Raw genomic sequence first — 10347 nt, forward strand, 5'->3', positions numbered from 1 at the left:
CTCTTCAGCAAGGCCATTAGCTGAGTGATCCCATTTTCGGTGGAGAGCATTTCCGGATCCACTTTCATATTCAATAGAGTCCCTTGAACGAAGCGGGCGTGAGGAATATTCGCCACTGACTTCAGCACTGAACCTGGTCCATTAAAATCCGTTCCTCCACTCGGACTAACCCCATCTGCCAATGGCTTCCAAGCGTGGCGACCGGAGGGGAGTGCTCCTACCTCCAGACCAAATGGGGTATTACCAGACACCGGAAGAATTCCAGGAGTCATACGCCCAAATTTGCTCTTGTAGCTTTCGATTTCATCGGCGATAAAAGTAAACATATCTCCGGCAATATCATCGACCATCGGGTCATCGTTGCCATACTTAGGCGAGTCCAAACAAAGCTTGTGGATCTCCTCCGCGCCCTCGAAATCATTGTCCAGTGCCTTTAGAAGTTGCACCATCGTGACTTGTTTCGTTTCATAGACAACATGCCTTATTGCGGCAATGCTATTGATTAGATCCGCTACGCCAATCAGAATAATTCCATTTCCAGCATTATACTTCGAGCCACCCCAAGCATAATCCTTGGCGTTTTCGATACACTCCTTAAAGGTGAACGAAAGTGCAGGAGACGGGCGATTCATACAGACTTCATCGAGCACATGGCTCCCTTTCACAACGGCACGAGTCACATATTTAAGTTGCTCTTTTACTGCGGATAGAAACTCATCGAAGGTTTCAAATTCAACTGGATTCCCTGTTCGTTTGGATATATATTGTCCACTTTTCCTGTTTTTCCCATTCAGAAGCGTAAACTCAATAATACTCCCCAGATTGATGTCGGCTAGTGCCGTATACTGGCGTAATCTGCCCTCTAAGTTCGTTTCAACACAGCCGCACGGATTCCAATTAAAAGCCTCCTTGAGAGGAATTCCTTTATTCATGAGCATTTTGATGCCGACATCGTCGTTGTGGAACGCGGGGAATCCCGTTCCGAGACGGATGAGTTCCACCACTTTTCTCAAAAAAAGGTTGGGGTTTTTAGCCAGGCTATAGCGAACCGATAGAGAAGGTTGATAGAGTTGGACATCCATAGTTGCCTGAAGGATCAAGTAGGAAAGATCGTTGACAGCGTCCCTTCCATTACTATCCACTCCTCCAACGCAAACATTCTGAAACATAGGATAGCCTGCGGCGAACTCCGCGGTCACAGCGTCCTGAAAGAGGCAGGGCTCGCTGAGCTTAACCCAAAGACAATTGAGAAGTTCTTGAGCCTCATCAGGCGTAATCCGTCCTTCTTCAAGGTCTGCTTTGTAATAAGGCCAGAGATACTGATCCATGCGGCCTGGGTTATAACTTGCGGCGTTCTGTTCCATAAAGATGGATATCTGATAAAAATAAAAGGACTGTATGGCTTCCCGAAACGTTCGCGCAGGATTGGCAGGAACATGGTGGCATATCTCAGCAATTTCTAAAAGTTCCTTTTTTCTCAAGGTGTCATTTTCCAGAGACGCTAGACGCTCTGCTTCCGTAGCATAGCGCTCCCCTAAGGTCATCAACCCTTCCCCGACTACTAAAAGGGATTCTAAATAATAATCCTTTTCATAATCGCCCGGCATGGTGATGTCGAGTTCTGCTTTCCTTTTCTCCACCACGTTTAAGATTCCCGAAACTCCTTCACGAATCAGCCATTCATATCCGGCGGTCGTCTCACCCCAGCCGCGCACAGCCTTACGGTCGATGTAGACGACTCCGTTGTCCCGCAGTTGACGCGTGTCATTAGGAATCTGGACAAGCCACTCTTCGTAAGTGGATTTTCCTTTCCAATAAGGGCGAATGACATTTTCGAAAATCGTTCGATCTTCAAGTTTTAGATGAAACGGATCGTAACGGCGTTCATTGATCGTCTCTAATTCCTTATCCAGCACGGACCAGCAAGTGTCAGCACACAAAATACCAGCACGCATCTTGCTCCCGGAACTCCCGACGATCAGCTCATCTTCCCATATCCTAATCGTCTTCTCCCTGCACTGTTTACGAAATGCCTTAGCTTTCCGAACGACAAACGGTTCCCCTTCAGCCTCCCGAAAACCTTCTGTAAGAATCCTAGCGTTCTCAAGGTCCATCTCCGGACGGGTTCTTAGGACTCTACTCTTCAGTCGATTGATGCGTTCCATGTAGTTCGGTTTCAGAGTTGTCCGAGACATATCGACCCCTCCTTTCCGCTCACTCCCCAAGATAAGCCTTAGTAATTCTCTCATCCTGCCTCAGCTCGGCACTATCTCCCTCCATGACTACTTGACCGGTCTCTAAAACATACCCATAATCCGCCAATTTTAGGGCAATTTTGGCATTTTGTTCCACCAGTAAGATCGTTGTGCCTTCATTATTCAACTGTTTAATAATTCTCATGATATCTTGGACTATCAGCGGCGCCAAACCCATAGATGGTTCATCTAATAAGAGTAATTTTGGCTCTGTCATCATGGCGCGTCCGATCGCCAGCATTTGTTGTTCTCCCCCGGACAAGGTTCCGCCACTTTGCTTCTGACGGTCTTTAAGGCGCGGGAAAACTTCAAAGACATGCTCTACTCCTTTTCGGCGCTGTGCCTCATCTTTTAAAGTAAAACCACCCAGTTCCAGGTTTTCCTTGACGGTTAAGTCCTTAAAAACCCGCCGCCCCTCCGGCACATGGATCAACCCCATGCTGACAATATTATGGGCTTTTTCTTTGCTTATATCCTTACCGTAAAACTCAACCTTTCCTGAGGATGCCTGGATCAAACCAGAGATCGTCTTTAAGGTTGTGCTCTTTCCGGCGCCATTTGAACCAAGCAAAGTAACAATCTTCCCTCGGGGCACTTCAAGACTTACCCCTTTTAACGCATGAATTTTACCGTAATAAGTCTCTAAGTCGCGCAGGACGAGAGCTAGGTCACTCATTCCTCATCCTCCTTTCCCAGGTAGGCTTCAATGACCTTCGGATTATTCTTAACTTCTGTTGCCGTCCCCTCGGCTATCTTCTGACCATAGTCAATGACCACAATTTTTTCCGAGACTTTCATCACGAGTCCCATATCATGTTCAATCAACAACACCGTAATTCCCAAGTCATCTCGAATTCGGCGGATTAAGCTAACTAACTGTTCTTTCTCATCTTGATTAAGCCCGGCCGCAGGTTCATCGAGCAACAGAAGTTGCGGCTGAGTGGCTAAGGCTCTGGCCCACTCCACTCGTCTCTGGTCTCCATAGGCCAAATTGCGGGCCAAACGATCCTTCTTATCCAAAATGCCAACGAACTCCAAACACTCTTCGCTGACCTGCCTAATCTTCTGTTCTTCATGAATCTGACTGGGCAGTCTTAAAATCGCTCCAAAAACCCCTGCTGAAGTACGACTATGCATGCCGGACATGACATTTTCTAAGACTGTCATATCTTTGAATAGACGCAAGTTTTGAAAAGTCCGGGCCATACCTTGCTTAGTGATTTTATGTGGCTTTTGCTTAAAGATACTTTGCCCTTTAAACAGAATTTCCCCTTCACTTCCCTTATAAAAACCTGTCAGGCAATTAAAAGCAGACGTTTTACCTGCCCCATTTGGACCAATCAGACTCATGATTGAATTCTCTTCAACGGCGAAGCTTAGATTACTAACAGCCGTCAACCCCCCAAAACGAAGGGTTAACTTTTTGACTTCTAAGATAGACATTTTACTTCATCCCTTTTTTTCAAGATCCGGCTATTATAGGAAGGATTCACAACTGGTATGAGTCGATAATCCCATTCGACTTAAGAGAATGAATTTTAACTCTTTCGCTGTGGCCAAAGTCCCTGTGGTCGGAAAACCATAATAATAACCAGCAAAATGCCAAAAACGAGCATCCGCGTCTGACCAATTTCTCGAAATATTTCCGGGAAGAAGACTAAAAAAACAGCCCCTAGAATCGCGCCAGGAATTTTGCCCATTCCGCCAAGAATTACTGCCAATAAAATCATCGCTGATTGAGTAAAGGCAAAGGTCTCAGGCGAAATAGCAGTCATCTTAACGGCAAAAAATGCTCCCGCTACTCCTCCAAAGGCAGCACCAATCATATAAGCATAGAGCTTAGTCTTGACTGGATCAATCCCCATCGCCTCAGCTGCATCTTCATCTTCGCGGATATATTGCCAGGCCCGCCCCAGTCGAGAGTTATGAAGCCGCATGGCAATAATAATGGCTAAGATAACCAAGATAAAAAATGTGTAATAGAAATCCGTAATTTGGTAGAGTTTATGTCCAAATATAGTAGGTCGTTCAATACCGACCAGACCGCTCGCCCCGCCCGTAATTTTAAGATTACGCGCCACAATCCGGGTGATTTCCCCAAAGCCTAAAGTGACAATGGCCAAATAATCACTGCGCAATCGTAAGGTAGGACCCCCGATGATAATTCCCGCAATGATACAAAAGACGATCGAAATCGGTATGGTAAACCAGAAATCCAAACCCATTTTCATGAAAATTCCTGTTGTATAAGCTCCAACCGCAAAAAATGCAGCATAACCCAGGTCAACCAACCCAGCATATCCGATCACAATATTTAATCCTAAAGCTAAAACAATATAGAAAAAGGTGTTGGTCATAACCTCTTCTATGTAGTTATTGGCAAAAAGAGGAAGGAGGGCAACAACAGCAAAAAGTATTGCTAGTGCAACTCCGCGAGTTTTTTTACCACCCAGATTTTCCTTTAGACGATCTATTAAACCTACAGAATTACCCATCCACTACATCCTCTCAATCTCGCTTTTACCTAAAATTCCAGTCGGTTTTGAAACTAGTAATAGGATCAAGATCCCGAAGGTAAAGACATCTTTCCAGGCGGATCCAACGAAAGGAAGTTGGGTTCCAGCCGTTTCCAACAGTCCTAAGATTAGGCCACCTAGCATTGCTCCAGGAATGCTGCCGATTCCACCGATGACAGCAGCGGTAAAGGCCTTTAAGCCAATGATAAAGCCCATGTAAAAGTGAATACTGCCATAATAGACACCCGCCATAACCCCTGCAGCGGCCGCCAAAGCCGAACCAACAAAGAACGTCAAGCTAATAGTCTTCGTCACATTGATACCCATCAAACGGCAGGCGTCTTGATCGAGGGCTATTGCCCGCATAGCTTTACCATACATAGTACGGTTGATGAACCAATACAAGACGAGCATTAAAATCGCCGTTGACACAACCATAATAATTTGCGTATAGGTAATATTAACGGGTCCCAGACTAATCCCCTCATAACCTAGGCTAGTACTAAACGCTTTGTATTCTCCATTGGTCATCACCATAACCCCGTTAAATAAGGTAAAAGACACTCCTACCGCTGTGATTAACAGCGACATACGCGGTGCCCGTTTATTCAAGAGCGGTTGATAGGCAATCCTATGGACCAACATGCCCAAAAGACCCACGAGAAACATGCTTATTAATAACGCCACCGTAATTCCTAGCCAACCGACACCTAATATGCTACCAAAAATTCCGAGAGCACCAAACCCTACAAACGCTCCCACCATATAAATATCGCCATGAGCAAAATTAAGAAGTTTAATAATACCGTAAACCATAGAATAGCCCAGTGCGACTAGGCTATAGAAAGACCCAAGAATTAATCCATTGACGAGCTGTTGAATAACGATATAAAACAACGACATGACGTGCACCCCTTCGCCCTCTTTAAGCTACAAAGAAGATTGTCTAAAAATTTAAGTATCCTACGGTTGCCTAAGGACGACTGAGAAAACTCCCCAGCCGTCCTTAGAGATCGTTAGTACTAATTATTGTAAAACGAACTTACCACCCTTGATTTGAAGCACGATGAAGTTACTTTCTTTTAAAGTCTTGTCTGTAGCAAAGGCCACTTTGCCTGCCAATCCAGCGAAGCCTGAAGTATCAGTCAGGGCTTTAATTACTGCCTTGCCATCCGTACCTCCTGCCCGTTTTAAAGCATCTGCCAGCAAGTTTATACCGTCATAAGCCAATGGCGCATAAGCTCCTGGAGCTTGATTGTATTTAGCCTTGTAAGCATCTGCAAACTGTTTCGCGGCTGGCAGATATTCAGCAACTGGAGGGGAGAGTACATATATACCTTCTCCAGCTGCGCCAGACATTTGAATAAGTTTAGGATCGCTACTTCCATCTCCAACGACAATTGCACCTTTATAGCCACCTTGACGCAACTGTTTAATTAACAGTGCACCATCGGCATAATAAGCTGTCCAGAAAACCAAGTCAGCATTTTTAGATTTTAAGCTTGTAACTAAAGAAGAAAAGTCTTGCTCTCCTTTAGTCGTGACGTCATGAGAAACAACTGTACTCCCAGCTGCTTTCAAAGCCTTCTCTGTCTGGTTAGCCAAATCAGAGGAATAAGCATCCCCTTGTTCTACTAACGCAACTTTAGTTGCACCCAACTTTTTGAAGAGCTCAACAGCCTTTTGGGTTTGGTGCACGGCTGTACCGTTGATTTCAAACGTATTCCCCGGATTCTGAGTGGCTATTTTGGATGAATTAGCCGCCTCAACGATATAAGGTAGATTCTTTTCATTGTAAATTGTTAATGTTGGGACGACCGCGCCTGAACAATAACCGCCGACAATCGCCACTACCCCTTCTGAAACGAGCTTATTAGCAGCTGCAGTCGCTTGTTGTGGATCACAAGCATCGTCACCGGTAATGGTCGTAAGCTTTTTGCCGTTGACCCCGCCTTTTGCATTAATTTCATCCACAGCCAATTTAATCGCATTCTCCATATCTTTACCGTAAGTAGCCTCCGAGCCTGTCATAGGTAAAGGTAAACCAATTTTGATTTCTCCGCCACTTGCCGTAGGTGCACTCGGTGCACTAGGAGTACTGGGTGCGCTTGGTTGCGTACCACATCCTGTTACACTTAACGCCAAGGCGAGAAATGTGACCGTAACCAGACTAAGGAATTTTCTAGACATTATAAATTACCCCTCCTCTTTTTAATATGTAGCATTCCATCATTGTTTACGTCCTACGCCTCACCCCCTATTTATAACCCTCTAACCTTTGAGCTGGTCCACAGAAAGAAAAGTAATATCATACAAGTCAAAATAACTTAGAATCCTTCCTTTCAATTAAGCTTTTTAAGCAGAATTTCTAAGTTATTATCAGACCTTTGACTTTTTAGTTATAACCCAATTTAAGGAACCAATAATTAGAATTATCAGTTCCCTCATGTAGTTTGATTATAAAGTCCAGTACAGACTCTGTCAATAAGTATTGATCTATAACAAGAGATAATACAACATACCCTTTTAGCGCTTGTCATATATAGAAATATACTTTTTATAGCAGTAACTTATTAACAAATAAGCCGATAGCTAACTGCCACTAATCCCCCCCTTCTTTAGGTGGGATAGGTGGCAGTTAGCTCCTGGATAACATCGTCTAAGATTTAGATGGGGTAAAACCCCATCTAAATCAAGAATAGTGTTTATACTTTTAGACTTGCGTCTTGAACGGATTTTATCACTCTAGTAGGACGGCCAACTGCAAACAAAATTATTAAAGCTAAAACAATAACTCCCAAACCATAATTCATAACAGTTGCTTGCTTGCTGATCTGTGGAGTCTGGAAAACATACGCTACCGTGCCCTTAGCCCCTTCTGGTTTACCTAGGAAGCTATCTGCTTGAGCAGCATTGTCTTTCAGAGCGCTGATGATCGCCGGTGCGGTTAACATTTTATCTAAGCCAGCACTAATTCCCGCTTTAGCTTGCCCTGACCCAGTTCCAATTTTACTGGAACCAGCTATTAATTGATCTAAACCAGGTAACACCTGGCCCTCAATCGAGCTGTTAAAATAGGAAAGTGCATATAATATGGTACCTGGTTTACCATCGACCATAACCTTAACTGCTTGACCATTGGCGTCAATTGGGCCAATTCCGGCACTAATCTGGCCTAATCCTGCATCCGTCTGGCCCATTGCACCTGACAAAGACTTTAGACCCTGCTGAACTGTGTTAATACTAGCCGGAAACGCTACTGGGCCCGAAGGAGTAATAAGGCTTCCTCCGCTTTTAAGAACAGAAAGGTTGTTACCAATACCTCCAATTTTAGGAGTTATGGCCTCGCCAATGATTTTGCCACTGGCCGTAATTTTGGGGACCATGGCCTTGTCGATAATATCATTAACCGACGAGGCATATGGGCTTCCCTCTAAAAGCTTAGCTATAGTTCCTTTTAGAAAGGCGGTATCATTATACAAACTGGTGGAAGGAGAAGGCTGGACTGGATCCGTCCCCGCTTTACCTACAAGTCCGTTGAGAAAGGTAACATCATTATACAAACTAGTTGCGGCAGCAGGTTGGACCAGATCTGTCCCTGGCTTACCCATCGCAGCCTCCATCCCTGTTAAAACCTGTTTCTGCCCCTCCATTGCTGGGAGGACCTGGGCATCCAGAGCAGCTTTACCCATCTTAACAGCTTCTCTCACCCCGGGTTTATTACCTTTAGCATCGACACCCTTCGTAGCATCAAACGTAGTCATATCAAAGCTAGAATTGGAAACTCCTCTAACTAATTGCTTAACTTTTTCACCCAGCGAAACAATTCCTCCATTAAGTTCACTCAATCCTTCTTTCAGAGAGGTAAGTCCGAAAAGTAAGGAAGCATCTTTATTGGGTGCACCAACGCCCTCCTCAATTTGCCCAAAAGCACTATACAATTGACTTAGACTCGTCTGGACTGTTCCAAGTGTATCTTCGGCTGAGGTCGTAGGCATTACCGGTACGACCGCAATTTTAAAGGAAGGTAACGAAATATTCTTGCCGTCCGCTTCTAGGGTTGTGTATTGCGCTGCGGGATAAGCCGGCGGTATTAAAGGTACGCTCCAGGACACTGTGCTTTTACCTTGTACATCAACGACAACCCCTTCAGCCGATTTTCCGCTAACTCCGGGGGCAACGACATGGGAAAATAGTTTATTATCAAATTCCCAGCCGGAGAGTGATACAACATACGGTGTAAAAACTTCGGCCTCTGTCTTGACCATTTCACCCTTACTATTTTTATAGTCCAAGCTTTTCTTGACACCTGTCAGGTTTTCTAGTTCAGTAACGATCTTAATGTGCCCACTTTTACCAGCTAGTTTAGATGCCTCCGTTTTTTGTCCATCCAAATAGTAACTAACTTTTACACTGACCGGCATCTTAACTTTCGCTATGTCCGACTTATCTAGATCAGACATGTAGTAAACATCGCCATAACCACTATCATCAATATTAACGTTGACACTCAGCTTATTATCTTTAACCGATAATTTCTCTTTACCATAGAGGTTTCTAACTGAACTAGTCTTAAAGTTTTGGTCCTCTGTAATGGTAGCAACTCCACTACCAAATGCTCGCAAATGTGTTAATACTTGAATATTAGAGGTTTCACCCTGTTCATTGAAAGTACTTATGACTAGTTCATTATCCTGAACTTTTGGATCAACTGAGCTGGCACCTAAGGCTGATAAACCAGGTGCTAAGACCAGGGATAGAGTTAAAAACAATGCCAAGTAACTATGTGTTTTACACTTTCTCAAATTCTCCCCTCCTCTCTTTTAATGATTCACGACTGCCCTGTCAATCTTTGTAACAATAATAGCCATAATCAAGCCTAGTAGTAATGCTACGCTTACCCCAACTGCTGCTGATAGAGCCTCAGTTGCTAGTGCAGATACGTTTGTCGTATAAATACTCCAAACTGAGGCAAAATAGCCTGCCCACCCTAGGAACATTGCGTCTACTCTAAGTCCTATAGTAGATATGATGACTAATACGAACAGTGACAAACCACAAATCAGAGCTAAATAAACAGTATTATTTGGCGGTAGCGGCATTTTGGTGGCAAGGACAAGAATTCCGGCTAAACCAACGATTACTCCAACTAGCATCGAAAGCCCAGCTTTAAAATAGTCCCCAACCTGTCCCAGTACTGCATACATTGCCATTGCGATGGCAGCCATAAAGAACGAACTCATGCCCAGGGTATCCTTGAGCAGAACAAAGGCAGAAAAAATAATCGCAACTATTAGCCCAAGACCAATTCCTCGTTTCAATAAATTCACCCCCTTTTTCTGAATATTCCCAATATTGATATTCCACATTACTAGTGAATACTCCTTCAAGAATTGAATTTAAATTCATTATTTTATTTAGTCTATTTTCGACATTAATTTCGTCACAAAAAAATAAAGCCAATAATTTCCTTACCCTCAGGAATTATTGGCTTTATTTTTATAAATAGACTCTATTCCACCTAGAATTTGGATAAACCATAGCTATTAGAACTTACCCTATTTTTTTAATTTGGC

8 protein-coding genes are annotated in these 10347 nt (G+C 43.9%); all 8 read right to left on the minus strand.

Translation table 11 applies throughout. From position 1 onward, the window contains the following. Positions 1-2195, minus strand: a 2195-nt coding sequence (locus UF75_RS22390; RefSeq protein WP_045576757.1) for a pyruvate formate lyase family protein, incomplete at its 3' end; no start/stop codon positions are given. Between the two features lie 19 nt (positions 2196-2214). Further along, positions 2215-2931, minus strand: coding sequence for an ABC transporter ATP-binding protein (locus tag UF75_RS22395; protein WP_045576758.1), 717 nt, complete (start codon positions 2929-2931; stop codon positions 2215-2217). After that, positions 2928-3698, minus strand: a complete 771-nt coding sequence (locus UF75_RS22400) for an ABC transporter ATP-binding protein (protein WP_045576759.1) — start codon at positions 3696-3698, stop codon at positions 2928-2930. The genes UF75_RS22395 and UF75_RS22400 overlap by 4 nt, the downstream gene beginning before the upstream one ends. Before the next feature lie 95 nt (positions 3699-3793). Next, on the minus strand, positions 3794-4750 hold the full coding sequence (locus tag UF75_RS22405) for a branched-chain amino acid ABC transporter permease (protein WP_045576760.1): 957 nt from the start codon (positions 4748-4750) through the stop codon (positions 3794-3796). Between the two features lie 3 nt (positions 4751-4753). Next, positions 4754-5674, minus strand: a complete 921-nt coding sequence (locus tag UF75_RS22410; RefSeq protein WP_045576761.1) for a branched-chain amino acid ABC transporter permease — start codon at positions 5672-5674, stop codon at positions 4754-4756. A gap of 123 nt (positions 5675-5797) precedes the next feature. Next, entirely contained in the window at positions 5798-6961 is a 1164-nt protein-coding gene (locus tag UF75_RS22415; RefSeq protein ID WP_045576762.1) for a branched-chain amino acid ABC transporter substrate-binding protein, read from the minus strand. A gap of 515 nt (positions 6962-7476) precedes the next feature. Further along, entirely contained in the window at positions 7477-9576 is a 2100-nt protein-coding gene (locus UF75_RS22420; RefSeq protein ID WP_045576763.1) for a hypothetical protein, read from the minus strand. An 18-nt stretch (positions 9577-9594) separates the two neighbouring features. Beyond that, positions 9595-10092 (minus strand): hypothetical protein, encoded by a 498-nt coding sequence (locus UF75_RS22425; RefSeq protein ID WP_156146565.1) that lies wholly within the window; start codon positions 10090-10092, stop codon positions 9595-9597. Between the last annotated feature and the right edge of the window lie 255 nt (positions 10093-10347).

It is taken from the genome of Desulfosporosinus sp. I2 (genome assembly GCF_000960765.1).
In the GTDB taxonomy this organism is placed as follows: domain Bacteria; phylum Bacillota; class Desulfitobacteriia; order Desulfitobacteriales; family Desulfitobacteriaceae; genus Desulfosporosinus.